Origin of the sequence: Catenuloplanes niger (assembly GCF_031458255.1) — a bacterium.
In the GTDB taxonomy this organism is placed as follows: domain Bacteria; phylum Actinomycetota; class Actinomycetes; order Mycobacteriales; family Micromonosporaceae; genus Catenuloplanes; species Catenuloplanes niger.
The window spans coordinates 5,596,936-5,617,470 of record NZ_JAVDYC010000001.1 but is presented as its reverse complement, the minus strand read 5'-3'; the positions used below and the strand labels follow the sequence as shown (position 1 = coordinate 5,617,470).

The window sequence follows — 20,535 nt, the reverse complement described above, 5'->3', positions numbered from 1 at the left end:
GTGCGTCACATGACGATGATCGAGGGGCACGGCGGCGACCTGGCACTGGCGGCGCTCCGCGCGTACGGCGTCACGGAGATGTTCACGCTCTCCGGTGGGCACGTCTTCCCGCTGTACGACGCGGCGCACAAGGCCGGGTTCCCGATCTACGACGTGCGGCACGAGCAGTCCGCGGTGTTCGCGGCCGAGGCGGTGGCGAAGCTGCGGCGCACGCCCGGGCTGGCCGTGCTGACCGCCGGTCCGGGCGTCACAAACGGCGTGTCCGGGTTGACCAGCGCGTTCTTCAACGGGTCGCCGGTGCTGGTGCTGGGCGGCCGGGCGCCGTCGTTCCGGTGGGGCTCCGGGTCGCTGCAGGAGATCGATCACGTGCCGATCGTGGCGCCGGTGACGAAGCACGCGGCCACGGTCGCGTCCGCGCCGGACATCCCGGCCGCGATCGGGCTCGCGCTGCGCACCGCGCTCGCGCCGCACCGGGGGCCGGCGTTCCTGGACCTGCCGCTGGAGGTGGTCTTCTCGGTGGCGTCGGCCGAGATCTCCGCGGCACCCGTCGAGCTCGCCGAGGCCGACCCCGACGAGGTATCCCGCGCCGCCGCACTGCTGGCCGGCGCCGAGCGGCCGGTGATCATCGCGGGCTCGGACGTCTGGGCCGGCGACGCCGTCGACGCGCTGCGGGCCGCGGCCGAGGCACTGGACGTGCCGGTGTTCACGAACGGGATGGGCCGCGGCGCGCTGCCGCCCGGCCACCGGCTGACGTTCGCCAAGTCCCGCCGGGCCGCGCTCAAGGGCGCGGACGTGGTCGCGGTGATCGGGACGCCGCTGGACTTCCGGCTCGGCTTCGGCGACTTCGGCGCGGCCACCGTGGTGCACGTGGTGGACGCGCCGGCGCAGCGGGCCACGCACGTCACCCCGGCCGCCTCGCCCGCCGGGGACCTGCGGGCGATCCTGACCGCGTTCGCGGACCACGCCGGGGCGCGCACGCCGCACGACGACTGGGTGCGCGGGCTGCGCGAGACGGAGGACGCGGCGGCCGCGAAGCACGCGGCGGAGATGGCGGCGGAGAGCGACCCGATCAAGCCGGGCCGGGTCTACGGCGAGCTGCGCAAGGTGCTGGAGCCGGACGCGATCACGATCGGTGACGGCGGCGACTTCGTGTCGTACGCGGGCCGCTACCTGGAACCGGCGCGCCCCGGCACCTGGCTGGACCCGGGACCGTACGGCTGCCTCGGCACCGGCACGGGCTACGCGATGGGTGCCCGCGTCACGTACCCGGACCGGCAGATCTGCGTGCTGATGGGCGACGGCGCGGCCGGCTTCTCGCTGATGGACGCGGAGTCCCTGGTCCGGCAGAACCTGCCGGTGGTCATCGTGGTCGGCAACAACGGCATCTGGGGCCTGGAGAAACACCCGATGCGCGCGATGTACGGGTACGACGTGGCCGCCGACCTGCAGCCGGAGCTGCGCTACGACGACATCGTGCGCGCGCTCGGCGGCGCGGGCGAGACCGTGGCGAAGGCCGGCGACCTGGGCCCGGCGCTGGAGCGCGCGTTCGCCGCGGGCGTCCCCTACCTGGTCAACGTGCTCACCGACCCCACCGACGCCTACCCGAGGTCCAGCAACCTGGCGTAGTCAGAGGGCTGGCCCGGCCCCCACGGCACCGGCAGGGAGGAGCGCCGGCGACGACCGTTGCCCGCGGGAGCATGCGGAATCCGGCCCCGCCGGAAGCGGGCAGATCAAGATCTTGACTGGAGTCCTTGACCTGGACCTGCCCGGCCCACAGCTCGCGGCTGTGGGCCGGCCGGGCCGGAGGACAGCGGCTACACGGTGCTGCCGAAGACCTCGTCGCGGACGGCGTCCAGCGCGGTGCGGAGCGCGCCCTGCAGGACCGGCTCCTCGGTCACCTCGGTGACCACCACCTTCGGCGCGACCAGCGTGGTGGCCGCGACCTCGTGCTGCACCCGTTCCGCGAGCGCGCTGCCGCCGGCCCGGCCGACCTCGCCGGCCAGCACCACCATCGGCGGGTCCAGCACCACGGCCGCGCTGGCCACGCCGAGCGCGAGCCGGGCCGCCAGGTCGTCGAGGAACGGGCCGCCCCTGGTCCCGGCCGCGACGGCGGCGCGCACCACGTCGGCCGCGGACGCGCCCCGGAAACCGTGCTCACGACCGGCCACGCGGACCGCCTCCGCGCCCGCCAGCAGCTGGAACGCGCCCTTGGCGCCGCGCTTGCCGGTGTCCCGCGGAATCGGCGCGCCGGGCACCGGCAGGTAGCCGATCTCGCCGGCCGCGCCGGTCGAGCCCTGGTGCAGGCGGCCGCCGAGCACGACCGCGAGACCGACGCCGCGGCCGGCCCAGAGCAGCAGGAAGTCGTCGACGCCGCGCGCCGCGCCGACGTGCGCCTCGGCGACCGCGGCCAGGTTCACGTCGTTGGCGAACGCGATCGGCGTGTGCAGGTCCTCGCCGAGCGCGTCCCGGAGGCCGTGCCGCCAGCGGGGCAGATCCCAGGCGAACCGGATGTCGCCGGTGTCCGGCTCGACCAGGCCGGGGGTGCCGAGCACCACCCGCCGGACCGTCGCCATCTCCGCGTGTGCGCTGGTGGCGGCCTGGACGACCGCGGTGTGCACCACGCCGACCGGGTCGTCGGTGTCCTTCGTGGACAGCTCGACCCGGCCGATCACCGCGCCGGTGATGTCCGCGCACGCGGCCACCACCCGGTCCGGGCCGAAGTCCACGCCGACCACGTGCGCGCTGCCCGGCGTGACCGCGTAGAGCTGCGCGTTCGGCCCGCGCCCGCCGGCCTGCTCACCCACCCGGGTGACGAGCCCGCGCTCCTCCAACCGTTCCACCAGCTGGGATGCGGTGACCTTGCTGAGCCCGGTCATCTCGCCGAGCTGCGCGCGGGTGAGCGGTCCGCGGGCCAGCAGAAGCTCCAGGGCGGCGCGGTCGTTCAGGGCGCGGAGCAGGCGTGGAGTGCCGGGTCTCGGCGTGACGGCCATCCATCCCCCTAGTATTTAGGAAACTTTCCAATTACTGTGGCAAGCCTTGACTGGACTAAGCCGTAGCGTAGCTGTGACACCCTGACACCCTGGTCCCACGTACGGTCAGGACGCCGCTGTCTCCGGCTGACACTGGGGGGAATTGATGACCACCATCGATCCCGGGCTGCGGCGCCTGGCACTGGGAACGCTGCTGGCGGCGTTCCGGGGCCCGGTCGCGCCGGAGTGGGCCCGCGACCTGACCGCCGAGGGCCTCGCCGGGTTCACGCTGTTCGGCTACAACGTGGAGACGCCGGACCAGCTGGCCGCGCTGACCGCGTCGCTGCGCGAGATCCGCCCGTCCGTGCTGCTCGCGATCGACGAGGAGGGTGGCGACGTCACCCGGCTCGCACACGCGACCGGCAGTCCGTACCCCGGGAACGCCGCGCTCGGCGCCGCCGGTGACGTCGAGGCGACCCGCGCGATCTACCGGTCGATCGGCCTGGACCTGGCCGCGCTCGGCATCAACGTCAACCTCGCGCCGACCGTGGACGTGAACTCCGCGGACGACAACCCGGTGATCGGCACCCGCTCGTTCGGGGCCGACCCCACGCTCGTCGCGGCACACGCCGCGGCCGCGGTCGCCGGACTGCAGGAGGCACGCGTCGCCGCCTGCGCCAAGCACTTCCCCGGACACGGCGACACGGTGGCGGACTCGCACACCGAACTGCCGACCGTGGACGTGCCGCTCGCCGTGCTCCGCGAACGGGAACTGCCGCCGTTCGAGGCCGCGATCGGCGCGGGCGCGCGCACCGTGATGACCGCGCACATCCGGGTGCCGGTGCTGACCGGCGACGACCCGGCCACGTTCAGCCCCGCCGTGCTGCACGACCTGCTGCGCACCGAGTTCGGCTTCACCGGCGCGGTGATCACCGACGCGCTGGAGATGAAGGGCGCAGCCGTCGCGGCCGGCGGCATCGCACCCGCCGCGGTCCGCGCGCTGGCCGCCGGCGCCGACCTGCTCTGCATCGGCGCGGACGTCGACGCGGAACTGGTCGAGGAGATCGTCACGGAGATCGTGACCGCGGTCGCGGACGGCCGCCTCGCCCCCGACCGGCTCGCGGACGCGGCCGGCCGCAACGCCGCGCTCGCCGCCTGGACCGCGCAGCCCGCCGCGGCCGGACCGGTCGACCCGTCACTGCCGGACACCGTCGCCCGCCGGGCCGTCCGGATCGACGGCTCCGTCGCCGGACTCGACCTGACCGGCCCGCTGATGGTGCAGCTCGGCTCCACCTCGAACATGGCGGAGGGACGCGTACCGTGGGGGCTCGGCGGCTTCCTGCCGCACGCCGACCTGATCCACGTGGCCGCGGCCGAGGTCACGGCACAATCGCTGTGCGACCGCGCCGGCACCCGGCCGATCATCCTGGTGGGCCGGCACATCCACCGCTTCCCGGCCAGCCGCGCACTCGCCGAGTCCCTCGCCGCCACGCACCCGACCGTGATCGTCGAACTCGGCTGGCCGTCGTCCTCCTGGCGCCCGGCCGGCGCGTGCGCGGTCATCCGCACCCACGGCGCCACCCAGCCACTCGCAAAGGCCGCAGCCGCACTGCTCAAACCCTGACACCCGGCCCACGGGGGTACGCATCCGCGCACCGCGCCCGCCACCGGCCCCTCGGCCCGGCGGCGGGCGCGGTGCGTTCCACCCCGTCGCCGGCCCCGGCGGTTCTCCGCCCGGCGGTTTCCTGCCCGGCGGTTTCCTGCCCGGCGGTTTCCTGCCCGGCGGTTTCCTGCCCGACGGTTTCCTGCCCGACGGTTTCCTGCCCGGCGGTACCGCGCACGGGCGGTTCCCGGCCTCGGGGCCCGCTCCGCGGTTTCGCTTCCGGTTCTCAGCTTTGCGGTGCAGGCGTCCGCACCGCTACTGCGACCGCACCGCTTACAAACGCTCCGCCGCCCGCCCTCCGCCGCGCGAACTCACCGCCGTCGCACCACCGCAACCCACGCCGCGCGGCCCACGCCGCGCAACCCACACCGCGCAACCCACGCCGCGCGGCCCACGCCGCGCAACCCACACCGCGCAACCCACGCCGCGCGGCCCACGCCGCGCGGCCGTATCGGCCGTATCGCTGTCACGATGCATCGCCGTGGGGCCAGTCGCGCCTGCGAGCGACAGGTGATGTGCGGCCGGGCGCTCCGCGCCCGAAATATCGGCTTTTAACGGCTGCGCCCGGCGCGCCGGGGAGTTGGGTGTGCGGGGTCAGTCCTCCAGGCCGTAGAAGGACCAGCCGCGGTCGGGGAAGCCGGCGTTCTCGGCGACCCGGGACGACGCGATGTTGGTGACGTCGTGCAGGTAGGTGGGGATCGCGCCCTCGTCCAGGATCCGGCGGGCGGCCTGGGCGACCAGCATGCGGGCCAGGCCCTTGCCGCGGGCGGCCGGTTCGGTGCCGACGGAGATCTCGTTGCCGTGCTGGTCGTGCCGTTTGATGCCGACGCCGGCCAGGTAGGCGCCGGTCTCCGGGTCGCGGTGGATGAGCACCTCGGGGGCGAAGACGCGCAGCCACTCCGGGACCACCGGGTCGGTGACCGGGGTCCATTCGCCGGCGTCGGGGAACGGGGCCGGGTCGGTGGTCCAGCGGAACAGGCCGTGGAACGCCTGCCGGTCCGGTGCGCCGACCGCGTCCGGCACCTTGGCGAGCAGGTCGTCGATCGGCAGGTCGGTCAGCGCGCGCAGGGCCGGCACGCGCGGCACCGCGGCGGACAGCACCGTGCCGGTGGCCGGGGAGCCGACGCCGAGGAACGGGTGGATCTTGCCATCCCAGCCGGGGAGTATGCGGCGCTCGGAGCCGACGACCGCCACGGTCTGCCGCGGGGGCCACTGCCCGAGCCACGCCACCAGATGGTGATAGAGGCGCTTGTCCAGCATTGTGGCGCTCCTTGCCGATGCTCGGGTGAGTGGAGTCAATCAGCTTTCCGGCACCGCGCGGGCGATGCAAGCGACGCTGACCAACGCCACAGAAGACGACGCTAGTGTCGACGATCTTCCGGCATTCCCCGCCCCGGCGTGCGAACGTCGTGACCCACCCGTGCCGCGCCGCAGGCCGTGGATCATTGATCGATGCGTAAGTGAGGTCGATGTCGCCAGATGACCTCACTTACGCATCGGTCAATGATCGCCGCCCACGATGCAAACCCACCTCGCAAGGTGAGGGGTCACCCGAAAGCGCATCTATTACGAAATATCGGGCAAGACGCTGCACCGGGCGGGACGGGCGACCGGGTGCGGTAGCGAGTGCGGGCGGCGCGGCCGGGAATGGGGGGCGGCGAGGGGTAGCGTTCCGCTGGGCCGGGCGGCGCCCGGACCGGCGAAGCCGCCCCGGGGGGATGCGCGCGGGGCGCGCGTACCCCCGGGGCGGTGTGGTTGTCAGCCTGCGGCTGAGGTCTTGACCAGGGTGCGGATCTGGCGGAGGAGCACCGAGAGCGCGGCCAGGTCGCCGGCGGACTCGCCGAAGTCGGTCATCGACTTGCGGGCGCGGGTGAGCGCGGACGAGTTGGCCCGTTCCCAGGCGTTGACGCGGTCCTCGGCGGCGATGGTGTCGTCGGAGGACTGGAGGACCTCGGCGGTGAGCGCGGCCAGCGCGGCGTAGAGGTCGTAGCGGAGCGCCATCCGGGCGAGGGTCTGCCAGCGGTCGTTGCGCGGGAGCGCGGAGACCTTGGAGAGCAGCGAGTCGACGCGGAGGCGTTCGGAGAGGACGAAGTAGACCTCGGCGACCTCGTTGACGTCCCGGCCGGTGACGGACGCGGTCTCGACGATGTCGAGCAGGCCGAAGCTGTAGACCAGGCGGGTGGCCCAGACCGCGAGGTCGCGCGGCACGTGCTGTTCGGTCATCTCGGCGACGCGCGCCTCGAAGGCCTGCAGTTCGGCGCCCTGGAGCTGACGTTCCAGGCGCGGGAGCAGCGCGGCGATACCGGCCCGGAGGCGGGCGGTCTCGTCGGGTACGTCCAGCGGGGAGCGCCGGTTGCCGACGATCCAGCGGACCGCGCGGTCGAGCAGCCGGCGGCCCTCCAGGTAGACCAGGATCTGCGCGGACGTCGGGATGACGTTGTCCTGGGCCTCGACGGCGGCCCACAGGTCGCGCAGGCCGAAGACGTCGCGGACCACCGTGTACGCCCGGATGACGTCGGAGGCGGACGCGCCGGACTCGTCCATCGCACGGTAGACGAACGACGTGCCGCCGCGGTTGACCACCTCGTTGACCAGCACGGTCGTGACGATCTCGCGGCGCAGCCGGTGGCCGGGCATGCGGTCGGCGTAGCGTTCGCGCAGCGCGGTCGGGAAGTAGTGGGTGAGCACGTCCGCGGTCCACGGCTCGTCCGCGATCGAGTCCTCCAGGATCTCCTTCTCCAGAACGATCTTGGTGTACGCGAGCAGCACCGCGAACTCGGGCGCGGAGAGTCCGTGCTCGCGCGCGTCCAGCTCCGCGTCGCTCGGCAGCGCCTCCAGCTCGCGGTCGAGGTGCCCGGCCGCGACCAGGTCGGAGATCATCCGCCGGTGCACGGGCAGCAGCGACCGGGACTGCGCGCACGCGGTGCCGAGCGCCCCGGCCTGCTCGTAGTTGTCGCGCAGCACCAGCGCGGCGACCTCGTCCGTCATCTCGGCCAGCAGCGCGTCCCGGTCGGCGACGGTCAGGTCGCCGTCCGCGACCGCGCCACCGAGCAGGATCTTGATGTTGACCTCGTGGTCGGAGCAGTCGACGCCGGCCGAGTTGTCGATGAAGTCGGTGCCGATCTTGCCGCCGTTGAGCGCGAACTCGATCCGGCCGCGCTGGGTCAGGCCCAGGTTGCCGCCCTCGCCGACCACCCGCACGCGCAACTGGCCGCCGTTGACCCGGATCGGGTCGTTGGCCTTGTCGCCGACGTCGCCGTGCGACTCGGACGCGGCCTTCACGTAGGTGCCGATGCCGCCGTTGAACAGCAGGTCGACCGGGGCGAGCAGGATCGCCCGCATCAGCTCCTGCGGGCTCAGGCTCGCCGGGCCGGGCAGCCCGAGCGCCCGCGCCGCCTCCGCGGAGACCGGGATGGACTTCGCGGTACGCGGGAAGACGCCGCCGCCCGCGGAGATCAGCGAGGTGTCGTAGTCGGCCCACGACGAGCGCGGCAACGCGAACATCCGCTGCCGTTCCGCGAACGAGGTGGCCGCGTCCGGCGTCGGGTCGAGGAAGATGTGCCGGTGGTCGAACGCCGCGACCAGCCGGATGTGCTCGGAGAGCAGCATGCCGTTGCCGAACACGTCGCCGGACATGTCGCCCACGCCGACCACGGTGAAGTCCTCGGCCTGCGTGTTCAGCCCCAGGTCGCGGAAGTGCTTCTTGACCGACTCCCAGGCGCCGCGCGCGGTGATGCCCATCTTCTTGTGGTCGTAGCCGGCCGAGCCGCCGGACGCGAACGCGTCACCGAGCCAGAAGTCCGCCGCGACCGAGATCTCGTTCGCGATGTCGGAGAACGTGGCCGTGCCCTTGTCCGCCGCGACCACGAGGTACGGGTCGTCGCCGTCGTGCCGGACCACCTCGCGCGGCGGCACGATCTTGCCACCGGAGATGTTGTCCGTGACGTCCAGCAGCGCGGCGATGAACTGCCGGTAGCAGGCCACGCCCTCGGCCAGGAACGCGTCGCGGTCGGACGCGGGCGGTGCCTGCTTGAGGACGAAACCACCCTTCGCGCCGACCGGCACGATCACCGCGTTCTTCACCATCTGCGCCTTGACCAGGCCGAGGATCTCGGTGCGGAAGTCCTCGCGCCGGTCGGACCAGCGCAGGCCGCCGCGCGCGACCGCGCCGAAGCGCAGGTGCACGCCCTCGAAGCGCGGCGAGTAGACGAAGATCTCGTACATCGGGCGCGGCGCGGGCAGGTCCGGGATCGCCTGCGGGTCGAGCTTGAACGCCACGTACGACTTCGGCCGGTTGTCCTTGCCGCGCTGGTAGAAGCTGGTGCGCAGGGTGGCCTGCAGCAGCGTCAGGAAGGACCGCATGATCCGGTCCTGGTCGAGGCTGCTCACCTCGTCCAGCCGCTCGGTGATCTCGGCGACGATCGCGTCCGCGCGCGTGGTGCGCTCGGCCTCGCCCAGCTGCAGCCACGGCGAGAACCGGGTCTCGAACAGCCGGACCAGCAGTGCCGCGATCGCCGGGTACTGCACGAACGTGGACTCCATGTACTCCTGCGAGTAGACCGCGCCGGCCTGCCGCAGGTACTTCGCGTACGCCCGGAGCACCACTACCTGCCGCCAGGTGAGGCCGGCCCGGAGCACCAGCTCGTTCAGGCCGTCGACCTCGGCCTCGGTGCGCCAGGCGGCCGCGAACGCGTTCTCCACGTGCGGCCGGACCTCCTGCAGCGCGCGGTGCGAGTCGGGCAGCCGCAGGCCGAAGTCGTAGAGGAAGACCGAGGCGGGATCGAGCGAGATCTCGAACGGGCGCTCGTCCAGCACCCGGACGCCGAGCGAGTGCAGCACCGGGAGCACGTCGGAGAGGACCATCGGCTCGCCGTACCGGAAGACCTTGAACCGGACCTCGTCGTCCTTCGGGAACAGGTGCATCTCCAGCTGGCCGGCCTCTTCGAGCAGCTCCAGCTTCGCCAGGTCCTGCACGGACTCGTACGGGTTGTACTCGTCCTTGTAGCTCTCCGGCAGCGCCTCCACGTACCGGCTGTAGAGGCGTTTCGCCTGGCCGTCGCCGAGCTTGCGGTCCAGCACCAGGCGGAAGTCGTCGTCCCACAGCCGGGTGGCGTAGGCCAGGTCCTCGGCCAGCGCGTCCGCGTTCACCGCGCCGGGCGGGTTCGCCGGGTCGGTGCGCACGATGAAGTGCACGCGGGCCAGCATCGTCTCGCTGACCCGGGTGGTGTAGTCGACGCCGACGCCGTTCAGCTCGCGGAGCAGGATCTCCTGCATGCGCAGCCGGTTGACCGTGGTGAACCGGTCCCGCGGCAGATAGATCAGGCAGGAGATGAACCGGCCGTACCCGTCCCGTCGCAGGAACAGCCGCAGCTGCCGGCGCCCGGCCATGCGCAGCACGCCGATCACCGCGTGGTAGAGGTCGTCCACCTTGATCTGGAAGAGCTCGTCCCGCGGGTACGTCTCCAGGATCGCCATCAGGTCCTTGCCGGAGTGGCTGCGCGGCGACAGGCCGGAACGCTCCAGGATCTCCGCGACCTTGCGCTTGACCACCGGCAGCTCGGTCACGCTGGTCCGGTACGCGTCCGTGGCGAGCAGGCCCAGGAAGCGCCGCTCCCCCACCACCTCACCGGCCGCGTCGAACATCTTGATGCCGATGTAGTCGAGATAGGCGGAGCGGTGCACGGTGGCGCGCGAGTTCGCCTTCGTGATGATCAGGAGGCGCTTCTCCAGCACCTTCGCGTACGCCTCCGGCGTCATCGTGGAGAGCACGCGCGGCGCCTGCTGGTCGGCCCGCAGGATGCCCAGCCCGGAGCCCATCGTGGCGCGCAGCAGTTTCTCGTCGCCGTCGCCGTCGACCAGCTCGTACTCCCGGTAGCCGAGGAACGTGAAGTGCTCCTCGGCCAGCCAGTTCAGCAACTCGATCGAGTCGGTCAGGTCCTTCTCCGGCACCGGCGGACGGTCCGGCGTGTCCCGCACCGCGGAAAGCTCCACCGCGATGTCGAGCGCGCGCTGCCGCATCCGCGGCCAGTCCTCGACCGCGTCCCGCACGTCCGTGAGCACCCGCTGCAGCTCCCGGTAGAGCTGGTCGCGGGTGACCGTGTCACGCACCGGGTCGACGTCGATCCGCATCCAGCTCTCGACCAGGTCACCGTCGATGCCCTCGTCCGGCTCGACCTCGGCCGCGACCTCGGTCAGCGCGCCCAGCGGCTCGCGGCGCACCACCAGCAGCGGGTGGGCCAGCAGATGTATGTCGAGGTGGTAGCCCTCCAGCAGCGCGGTCACCGAGTCGACCAGGAACGGCATGTCGTCCGTGATCACCTGGATGACGGTGCGGCCCTGCTCGGACAGCTCGTCGATGGAGAGCTTCAGCTCGCCCGGAACGCGCTGAGCGGCCAGCTCACGGTGCTGGAGCGCGGCGTCGAGCAGCGACTTCGGCGTGTAGCCGACCAGCTCCTCGTCGGCCGCGAACCGCCAGAACCGGTCCACCAGGCTCGCGGTGTCGTGATCGTCGCCGGCCAGCGCGACCGCCTGCGCGACCAGCCGTTCCGCGTTCGGCAGGGGCTCCTCGAGCTCGGTGTCCTCCACCTCGCGAGCGCTCACCCCCGACTCGATCGCCTCGGACCCGGGTGCCGGGACGGCCCCCTCGTCGTCCTGGGTGTTGTCGTCCCCGCCGGTCACCTGGCGCCGGTCCATCGGTGCAGCTCCCCTCGCCCCACCACGCTGTGGGTCTGTTCCTCGACCCTGAGCCTAGGCCCTCGGCACGGCAGATCCGCCGCGCGACTGTGCCGGTGTCCCGCCAGTCGGGCCGGGCCGCACCGTCCCATCCTCTGCCACAACGGGATTTCCGCTGGTCAAAACCTTCAAACCCGATCCCGGGTACGGTGGACCGCTCTTTCCCACCGATTGGGTGGTTCGGAACGTCCACCACTTGTAAACCGATCTCCACTACCGTTGCGGGCATCGATTCCGGCCTGTCGGAAGGTAATCATGCTCAGGCTCCGCACGGCCGCAGTGACGGCACTGGTCCTCGCGAGCACGTCACTCACCGCGTGCTCCGGCTCGGACGGCCCCGGCGACACACTGAACGCGTTCCTGGCCGGCTGGCGCTCCGGCAACCTCGACGGCGTCGGCGTCGTCTCCGCGGCCGGGCAGACGATGAGCCCGGCGGACGTGAACGCCGCGATCCGGGCGCTCTCCGGCGAGCTGGCGGACACGCCGCCGGAGCTGAGCGCGCCCGAACCAGCCGAGGACAAGACGCTGGCCACCGGCGACGTGAAGGTCTCCTGGACGCTGCCGGGCGGGCGGCGCTGGGAGTACCAGGCACCGGTCCGGCTCAGCAAGGGCGACGACGCGTGGCGCGTGGTGTGGGAACCCGCGGTCGTCCACCCGCAGCTCAAGGAGGGCGACGAGCTGCGCGTCCAGCGGATCGCCGGCACCCGCGCACCCATCCTGGACGCGGCCGGCGCACCGATCTTCAGCGACCGCAAGGTGGTCGTGGTCGGCATCCACCCGAAGCTCGCCACCGACCTGGCCGGCACCGTCACCACGCTCAGCGCGGAGATGAAACAGTTCGGCGTGGACCTGGGCGGGCTCAAGGCCGAGGTGGAGGCCGCCGAGCCGGACGACGAGGTGGTCGTCGCCACGCTCCGGGACACCGACTACGCCAAGGTCAAGGCGAAGATCGAGAAGCTGCCGGGCGTGCAGACGCGGGAGGAGAACCGGGTCCTGGCGCCGACCCGGGTGTTCGCCCGCGCACTGCTCGGCACGGTCGGCGACGTGACCAAGGAGGACATGGACGCGGCGCCGGGCACGTTCGAGATCGGCGACCAGACCGGGCACGGCGGGCTCCAGGAACGGTACGACGAGCAGCTGCGCGGCACGCCCGGCGAGGCCGTGGTGATCACGCAGGCGGCGCCGGCCGGGGAACCCACGTTCACCGAGCTGTGGCGCGCCGAACCGGCCGCCGGGAAGCCGGTCCGGACCACGCTCGACCCGAAGATCCAGACGGCCGCGGACGACGCGGTCTCCACGGAGACGAAACGGGCCGCGCTGGTCGCCATCAAGATCTCGGACGGCTCGATCGTGGCGGTGGCGAACGGGCCGAACGGCGGCGCGGAGAACCTCGCGTTCACCGCGCAGGTGCCGCCCGGCTCGACGTACAAGATGGTCACCGCGCTCGGACTGCTGGACGCGAACATCGTCGGCAAGGACAGCCCGGTCGACTGCCCGAAGACGTACACGGTCGAGGGCCGGACCTTCAACAACGCGTACGACATGCAGCTCGGCACCGTGCCGTTCCACACCGACTTCGCCCGGTCCTGCAACACCGCGTTCGCCGCGCTGTCGACCAAGCTCGGCGCGCCCGGACTCGCCGCGGCCAGCGCGCAGCTCGGCATCGGCGGAACCTGGGACGTGGGCGCGGAGGCGTACACCGGCAAGGTCTCCACCGGCACCCCCGCCGCGGAACTGGCCGCGGCCGCGTTCGGCCAGGGCAAGACCGTGGTCAGCCCGCTCGCGATGGCCACGGCCACGGCCGCGGTCGCCCGCGGCGCGTTCGTCGCACCGAAGCTCGTCCTCGACCCGGCCCCGGCCGGGTCCCCCGCGCCGGTGGCGCCGCTCAAGGAGACGTCGGTGACGCCGCTGAAGGAGATGATGCGCGAGGTGGTCACGGCCGGCACGGCCACCGACCTCAAGTCGGTCAAGGGCGACCCGGTGTACGGCAAGACCGGCACCGCCGAGTTCGACGACGCGAACCTGGACAAGACGCACGGCTGGTTCGTGGGCTGGCGCGGCGACATCGCGGTGGCGGTCTTCGTCGAGGAGGGCGGCACCGGCGGAGGCGCGGCGGTACCACTGGTCAAGAACTTCTTCTCGGCCCTGTAACGGGCATTCCTCCTGCACTTCGAGGCGTCATCCACGTCATACCGACGACCGGATGACGCCTCGAATCACATTCAGCGTGGCGCGTGGCGTGCGGCGCGTGGCGTGCGGCGCGTGGCGTGCGGCGCGTGGCGTGCGGCGCGTGGCGTGCGGCGCGTGGCGTGCGGCGCGTGGCGTGCGGCGCGTGGCGTGCGGCGCGTGGCGTGCGGCGCGTGGCGTGCGGCGCGTGGCGTGCGGCGCGTGGCGTGCGGCGCGTGGCGTGCGGCGCGTGGCGTGCGGCGCGTGGCGTGCGGCGCGTGGCGTGCGGCGCGTGGCGTGCGGCGCGTGGCGTGCGGCGCGTGGCGTGCGGCGCGTGGCGTGCGGCGCGTGGCGTGCGGCGCGTGGCGTGCGGCGCGTGGCGTGCGGCGCGTGGCGTGCGGCGCGTGGCGTGCGGCGCGTGGCGTGCGGCGCGTGGCGTGCGGCGCGTGGCGTGCGGCGCGTGGCGTGCGGCGCGTGGCGTGCGGCGCGTGGCGGAGCGGCGCACGGCGGAGCGGCAAGAGCCACCGGCTGAGCCGGGGCGGTGCCTGCGGACTTCACCGGTTCCGAACGCATCCAGGCGGGCGGGTTCGGCCGGTTGGGTTGAATCCAGCCGACAGGGTCCGTGGGTTTCCTAGCGTTCAGCCGGGCAGGTTCGCGTCAGTCGGCGTCGCCGGGAGCGGGGGTTGCGCGACGAAGCCGTCCCGGAGCGGCCGACGGCTGGCCGGGCTGCGTGGGATTCGCACCGATGAGGCGTCGGAGACGGCCCAGAACCGTAGGCGATGGCCGGTCGTCGGGCTGGCCTGCCACCGACGGCGAACCAGCCGTCGCCGGGGCGACGGACTCGCCGGCCGCCGTCGTCGGTTCGGGCTCGTCGTCCGGCTTCCCCGCGGGGTCCGCGACCGGGTCGCCTTGCTCGGATGAACGGGCTTCCGCGGCGGGCTCGGCCTCCGCAGCAGGCTCGATCTCCGCAGTGAGGTCGGCCTCCGCAGCAGGCTCGGCCTCCGCAGTGAGCTCGACCTCCGCAGTGAGCTCGGCCTCCGCAGCAGGCTCGGCCTCCGCAGTGAGCTCGACCTTCGCAGCAGGCTCGGCCTCCGCAGTGAGCTCGGCCTCCGCAGCAGGCTCGGCCTGCCTGACGGAATCAGCTGCTTCCGCTGCGGGCTCGGCCTCCGTGACAGAAGCGGCTTCCGCTGCCGAATCGGCGTCATCCAGGTCGACCTCGTCGCCGGGGCCGCTCTCGGCGTCCCCGTCCGTCTTCGGCGTAATTTCTGCCTTTGGCGCAGCTTCGTCGTCCGCGTCAGACTCGCTCGTCGGCTCAGCAGCACCGCTGATCTCAGCAGTGCCGGAGGGCTCGGCGAAGCTGGCTTCAGCATCGCCACCCGTCTCAGGGACGGTGCCGGCTTCAGCAACACCAGCGGCCTCGGCGACGCCGGCCTCAGCACTAGCAGCCTCAGCAGCACCAGCGACCTCAGCACCAGCGGCCTCGCCGATGTCACCAGCACCAGCAGCACCAGCGAGGCGCTCAGCCTCGCCAGCGTCGGGGCCAGGGGCCTTAGCAGCACCAGCAGCCTCAGTGAAGTTCTCATCGCCACCGGCGACAGCGGGCTCAACGATGTCTTCAGCGGCACCAGTTCCGGCAGCGCCCTCAGCCTCACCAGCGCCGGCAGCCTCAGCGGCATTGCCGGCCTCGGCGGCGCCAGTCGGCACAACCTCGTTGGCCGCCGCGCCGTGGTCCGTCTCGGACCCCTCCGCTACCTCGACGATCTCGTTTGACGAGACCTCCTCGGCCGCTGCGGTACCGCCGATAGTGTCCGCCCCGTCGACCGTCTCAGCATCGCCGACCGCCTCGGCATCGGCGGGCGACTCATGCTCGCCGGACGTCCCGGCATCAGCGGCAGTCACGGCTCCGTCGATCGGTTCAATCGCGCCGAACGCCTCGGCGCCCGCATCGACCTCAGCGTCGTCGGCCAACCCGACCTCGCCGAGCACCTCGGCATCCGGGACAGCGTCGCCCGCGTCGGCCGGCTCATCCTCATCGGAGGCCTCGGCACCCGTGGCGCCGGCTTCGTCGGCCGCCTCGCGGTCGTCGGGCGCCTCGGCAACCGCGGCAGCTTCCACCTCGTCGGCCGGCTCGAACTCGCCAACAGCCTCGCCATCGACGGCCTCGGCCTCGCCCGGCGACTCGACATCGCCCGGCGACTCGACCTCACCGGACGACTCGATCTGACCGGACGACTCGATCTCAGCGGACGACTCGGTCTCGCCCGGTGACTCGATACCGGCGCCGTCGGTCTGCTGGGCCTCGGTAGCCGCCTCGGATTCGATGGGTGCCGAGGAGGCGGCGTTGGGAACGAGATCGCCGCCACCCTCCTCCTGCTGCGGCTCGGAAACGGACCCGGCATCGTCCTCCGCAGACACGGAGACGTCCTGCGCAGACGTGCCACCGCCGTCCGCTGACGGGGAGACGTCCTCAGCGGATGTGGTGTCGCCGGCCGGGGACGCAGTGCTGCCCACGGTGGGGGACGCGGCCGGGGCGGGCTCCTCGGCATCGGGGCCCGCGTCGTCCGGGCCGCCGGCGGGGGTGCCCGGGGACGGGCGGCGCAGGGATCCGCCCTGGTGTGGTGGGCGGCGGCGCAGGCCGCCCGGGCGTACCACGTCGGGGTTGGTGACGCTGGTGCTGGTGATGGGTTCGCTCGGGGGCACGTCGTCGGCCGGCGGACGGCGACGCAGGCCGCCGGGGCGCGGGGAGTCCGAGTCGGCGTCGCCGGGGTCGGCCGGCCGGCGTGGTGCGAGCAGGCCGGAGCGGCTGGTCAGGTCGTCGAGGTCCCAGCCGGTGCGGCGCGCGGGGGCGTCGGCGCGCTTGGCCGGCTTTCCGGGGCGCTGGCCGCCGGTCCGGCGGGACGCGTCCACGTGCTGCCCGGCGATGGTGAGCGGGGCCGGGATGACGCCGCCGGCCGGTCCGCTGACGGAGAGCGGCAGGTCCGGGTCGTCCGGCTCGGGTTTCGCGGCCGCGGCGGCCGCGGCCGCGAACCGGGCCTTGGCCAGCGCCGCGGCCTCGGCTATGGAGGTGGGGCTGGACTTGCGGGCCTGTGCCTCGCGGCGGGCCAGCGCCTCCCGCACCGTGTTCGGCACCGCGGGACCGCCCGCGTCGTCGGCCGGGTGCGGGCCGCCGGGCGACAGCGTGTCGTCGCCGGCACCGTCCCCGAACCGCACCGCACGTCCCCGGTCGGCGATCAGACGCGATCGCAGCCGTGCCACCGGATCGACGTCACTCTCGTCGGCGTCCGCACCGCTCCGCGCGCCGAACGCGGTCGCCGGGCCGGAACCCGGCACCGGATCGCCGTCGCCGTCGCCCGCCCCGAACCGTCCGGCGTCATCGTCACGCGCCCCGAACCGAACGGACTCGTCGACGCGCGTCCCGAACCGTCCGGCGTCATCGTCACGTGCCTCGAACCGTCCGGCGTCATCGGCGCGCGATCCGAACGGGCCAGCCTCGCCGGCGCGCGATCGGAACCGGCCGGTCTCTCCGGTGCCCGATCCGAACGGGCCGGCCTCACCGGCGCGCGATCCGAACCGGCCGGCCTCTCCCGCGCCCGATCCGAACCGGCCAGCCTCTCCGGCGCCCGATCGGAACCGGCCCGCCTCTCCGGTGCCCGGGCCGAACCGGACGGCGTCGCCGGCCGAGCGGGGGCCCGGCTGCGCCGGTACCGGACCGCGGACGCCGTCTCCGGCCGCCGTGAAGGCCGTCCCGTCGTCGTCGGCCGGGCCCACGCCGTCGTCGGTGGCATCACCCGGTGACCGGTCACCGCCGGCCGGGTCCAGCGGCGCCCCGCCACCGGTGGCGTCCAGCGGACCGCCACCGCCGGCGGAGTCCGACGGCCCGCCCGCTGCGTCACGACCCAACGGCCCGAACCCGCCGGCACCGCCGGACGACCCGTCGCGGCCGGCACCGCCCGACGATCCAGCACCGCCGACACCGCCGAACGGCCCGGCATCACCGGCACCGCTCAGCGGTCCGGCGCCGCCGGCCGAGTCCGCCGGGTCCTGAACGGCGGGGGCGCTCAGGCCGGCGAACCCGCCCGTGCCCCGCGCCACCAGCGCCTGGTACGTCGACATCTCCGCCCGGTCGCCGTCGGACGGCGCCGTCACCGACTCGACCGGGCCGGACGGCTCCGTCGTGTTCTCGCCGCGCGGTCGTGGCGCCGCCAGCAGCCGGCCGGCCGCCTCGATGCCGGCGCTGACCGTGGCCACGATCTCGGCCGCGTACGAGCCGTCCGGGTCGTAGTCCGGGTCGAAGACCGTGATCTCCATGCCGAGGCAGTGCGGCGTACCCACGAGGTGTTCGAGGAGGGCTTCGAGTTCGGTGAACGCGATCCCGCCCGGTTCCGGCGCGTCGACGGCCGGCATCACGGCCGGGTCGAGCACGTCCACGTCGATGTGCACCCAGAACCCGGCGCAGTCGGCGATCTGGTCCAGTGCCCACTGCGCGGACCGTGGCGCACCCTCCGCGCGCAGCGCCGGGACCGGGCGCGTCACGATCCCGGCGGCCTGCAGGTCGAGCCGGTACTCGTCGTTGGCCCGGATGCCCACCACCACCACGTCGACGTCCCGGTAGTACGGCCGGCGCCCCTCCAGCGCGGTCAGGTCCGCCTGCCCGCGGCCGGTGATCAGCGCGAGGCCCTCACCCGCGGCCGCGCCCACGTAGGACGCGTTGCCGGGGTGCCGGAAGTCGGAGTGGCCGTCCACGAACACCAGCCCGACGTGCCCGCCGACGGACTGGCCGAGGCGCCGCATGGCCAGCGCGGAGCCGAGCGACACCGAGCAGTCGCCGCCCAGGATCACCGGGAACTCGCCGTTGTCGATGATCGCGCCGATCCGGTCGGCGAGCGCCACCGAGTACGCCCCGATCGCGGGCGCGTGGCAGACGCCGTCGCCGGGCCGCCAGTCGCCCGGGTCGTACCGCGGCGGGGTGAGGCAGCCGGCGTCCCGGGCGCGGAGCCGGTGGAGCAGCCCCGCGTCCCGCAGCGCGCCCGGCGCCTTGGCGCAGCCCGGCACCGACGTCTCGGTCGGCGGGCGCAGACCGAGGTTGGAGGGTGCGTCGAGGACGGCGATCCGGCGCATGGCGGCGGCCTCTTAGAACAGCGCGTTCGCCAGCGCGCGGCGGGCGCTCGCGACGGCCGGGTCGTCCGGGCCGGCGACGGTGAAGAGCGAGAGCAGGTGGCGGCGCACCGTCTCGCGCTCGTCGCCGAAGACGCGGCGGATGAGCTTGATCAGCCGGTCGTACGCCTCGGCCGCGTTGCCGTTGAGCACCTCGACGTCCGCCGCGAGCAGCTGGGCCTTGACGTCGTCGGGCGCGCCGGCCGCGACGGAGAGCGTGGCGCCCGGGTCGACGCCCTGCACCCGGCGGAACAGCGAGACCTGGGCGAGCCCGGACTCGGCGGCCGCGTCGGCCGGTGACTCGTTGAGGATCTTCTTGTACGCCGCCTCGGCCGCGTCCAGGTCACCGTCCATCATCGCGTCGTCGGCCTCGGCCAGCCGCGGGTCCTCGTGCTGCGGTGCCTGCACGCCGGCGGCCTTGAGCACGGCCTCGATGTACTGCCGGACCTGGGCCTCGGGCAGCGCGCCCTGGAAGCCCTGCACGGGCTGGCCACCGACCACGGCCGCGACCATCGGGATGCTCTGGATCTGGAACGCCTGGGCCAGGCCCGGGTTGGCGTCCACGTCGACCTTGCCGAGGATCCAGGAGCCGCCGCCCTCCTCGGCGAGCCGCTCGAGGACCGGGGACAGCTGCTTGCAGGGCTGGCACCACTCGGCCCAGAAGTCGAGGATGACCGGCGTGGTCAGGGACCGCTCCAGCACCTCGGTCCGGAAGTCGGCGTCGGTCACGTCGATGACGGTGACGGCTCCGGACGGCGAGGCGGGGGCCGCGGTGGGGGCGGCTGGACGCGCCGCGGGCGCGGACGCGGCGGTCGGCTGCGGGGTGCTCCGCAGCGCACCGAGGTCGACCGCGCCGCGGGTGAAGATCGACGAGGTGATCCGTGGGTCGCTCATGGTTGTCTAGTCTCGCACGCGAAGCCGGGCCGTCGCCCTGACCGGACGCCGATCACGGTGTGCCGTCCCCTACAGGTTCGTGCGTCGCGCTGACCATGACGACCTGCCCGTCCACGCTCTCCACCGCGAGCAGCGTGCCGGGCGGGTAGTTCTCCAGCATCGCCGGTGGCAGCTGCACGGTGCCGTCGCCCGCGACGACCGCGAACTCCTGCCCGTCGCGGCCCTCCGCGCCGACCCGTCCGTCCCGGATGGTGATCGCCCGGCCGAGCCGCGCGCCGACCTCGGGGTCGTGCGTGACCACCACGATCGTGGTGCCCCGTTCGCGGTTGACGGTGTCCAGCGCGTCCAGGACCTCGTCGCGCGCGGACCGGTCCAGCCGGGACGTGGGCTCGTCGACCAGCAGCAGCCCGGGTGAGGCGGCCATGCCGACCGCGAGCGCGGCGCGCTGCTGGGCGCCGGGCGGCAGTTCGCCGACCGTGGCCTCGCCGAAACCGCCCAGCCCGACCAGCCCGAGGATCCGCTCGAACGGTTCCACGTCGGCCGGCCGGACCTTGGCGGCGCGCCGCTGGGCCAGCCACATGTTCGCGGCCAGCGTGGCGTGCGGCAGCAGGTTGCGCGCGGCGCCCTGGAGCACCACGCCGATGTCGGTGCCGCGCATGCGGGCCAGTTCCGCGTCGGCGGCCTTGCCCAGGTCGACCAGCCCGACCTGGACCCGCCCGGCGGACGGCCGCATCAGGCCGCCGAGCAGCGCGATCAACGTGGACTTGCCGGAGCCGGACGGCCCGACCAGCGCGACCGTGCTGCCGGGCGCGATGTCCAGGTCGACGCCGGACAGCGCGACCACGTCGTTGCCCTCGACCCGGTAGATGTGCACCACCCGCCGGCAGACCACCGCGATGCCGTTCACCCGATCACCCCACAACGCAGAAGATCAAAACCATCGGTGGGTACGCGGAG

Annotated in this window: 8 protein-coding genes and 1 pseudogene; 3 read left to right on the top strand and 6 right to left on the bottom strand. The window is 73.5% G+C overall.

Features of this window, described 5'->3' with window-relative positions:
* The first annotated feature begins 9 nt into the window (after positions 1 to 9).
* On the top strand, positions 10 to 1,626 hold the full coding sequence (locus J2S44_RS24940) for an acetolactate synthase (RefSeq protein WP_310418586.1): 1,617 nt from the start codon (positions 10 to 12) through the stop codon (positions 1,624 to 1,626).
* 188 nt (positions 1,627 to 1,814) lie between these two features.
* Here the strand turns inward: J2S44_RS24940 and J2S44_RS24935 are convergent, their stop codons facing one another.
* Positions 1,815 to 2,990: an ROK family transcriptional regulator gene (locus J2S44_RS24935; RefSeq protein ID WP_310418583.1), complete on the bottom strand. Its 1,176-nt coding sequence runs from the start codon at positions 2,988 to 2,990 to the stop codon at positions 1,815 to 1,817.
* Between the two features lie 145 nt (positions 2,991 to 3,135).
* On the opposite strand from J2S44_RS24935, the gene J2S44_RS24930 reads away from it, so the two are divergent.
* Positions 3,136 to 4,593, top strand: coding sequence for a glycoside hydrolase family 3 protein (locus J2S44_RS24930; protein WP_310418580.1), 1,458 nt, complete (start codon positions 3,136 to 3,138; stop codon positions 4,591 to 4,593).
* A gap of 633 nt (positions 4,594 to 5,226) precedes the next feature.
* On the opposite strand, the gene J2S44_RS24925 is transcribed toward J2S44_RS24930, so the two are convergent.
* Both J2S44_RS24925 and J2S44_RS24920 read right to left on the bottom strand, forming a co-directional pair.
* Positions 5,227 to 5,892, bottom strand: a complete 666-nt coding sequence (locus J2S44_RS24925) for a GNAT family N-acetyltransferase (RefSeq protein ID WP_310418577.1) — start codon at positions 5,890 to 5,892, stop codon at positions 5,227 to 5,229.
* Positions 5,893 to 6,390: 498 nt separating this feature from the next.
* Positions 6,391 to 11,325, bottom strand: a complete 4,935-nt coding sequence (locus J2S44_RS24920) for an NAD-glutamate dehydrogenase (RefSeq protein ID WP_310418574.1) — start codon at positions 11,323 to 11,325, stop codon at positions 6,391 to 6,393.
* 294 nt (positions 11,326 to 11,619) lie between these two features.
* On the opposite strand from J2S44_RS24920, the gene J2S44_RS24915 reads away from it, so the two are divergent.
* Positions 11,620 to 13,515: a penicillin-binding transpeptidase domain-containing protein gene (locus J2S44_RS24915; protein WP_310418571.1), complete on the top strand. Its 1,896-nt coding sequence runs from the start codon at positions 11,620 to 11,622 to the stop codon at positions 13,513 to 13,515.
* 4,241 nt (positions 13,516 to 17,756) lie between these two features.
* On the opposite strand, the pseudogene J2S44_RS24910 reads toward J2S44_RS24915, so the two are convergent.
* The 3 genes and pseudogenes from J2S44_RS24910 to J2S44_RS24900 all read right to left on the bottom strand — a co-directional run.
* Positions 17,757 to 18,648: pseudogene (locus J2S44_RS24910) on the bottom strand (arginase family protein); the annotation flags it as partial.
* Positions 18,649 to 18,660: 12 nt separating this feature from the next.
* A complete protein-coding gene (locus tag J2S44_RS24905) occupies positions 18,661 to 19,578 on the bottom strand; it encodes a tetratricopeptide repeat protein (protein WP_310418568.1) in 918 nt (305 codons plus the stop codon).
* A gap of 52 nt (positions 19,579 to 19,630) precedes the next feature.
* Positions 19,631 to 20,485 carry an ABC transporter ATP-binding protein gene (locus tag J2S44_RS24900; RefSeq protein ID WP_310418565.1) on the bottom strand — a complete coding sequence of 285 codons (855 nt, stop codon included), beginning with the start codon at positions 20,483 to 20,485 and terminating at the stop codon, positions 19,631 to 19,633.
* Positions 20,486 to 20,535: the final 50 nt, after the last annotated feature.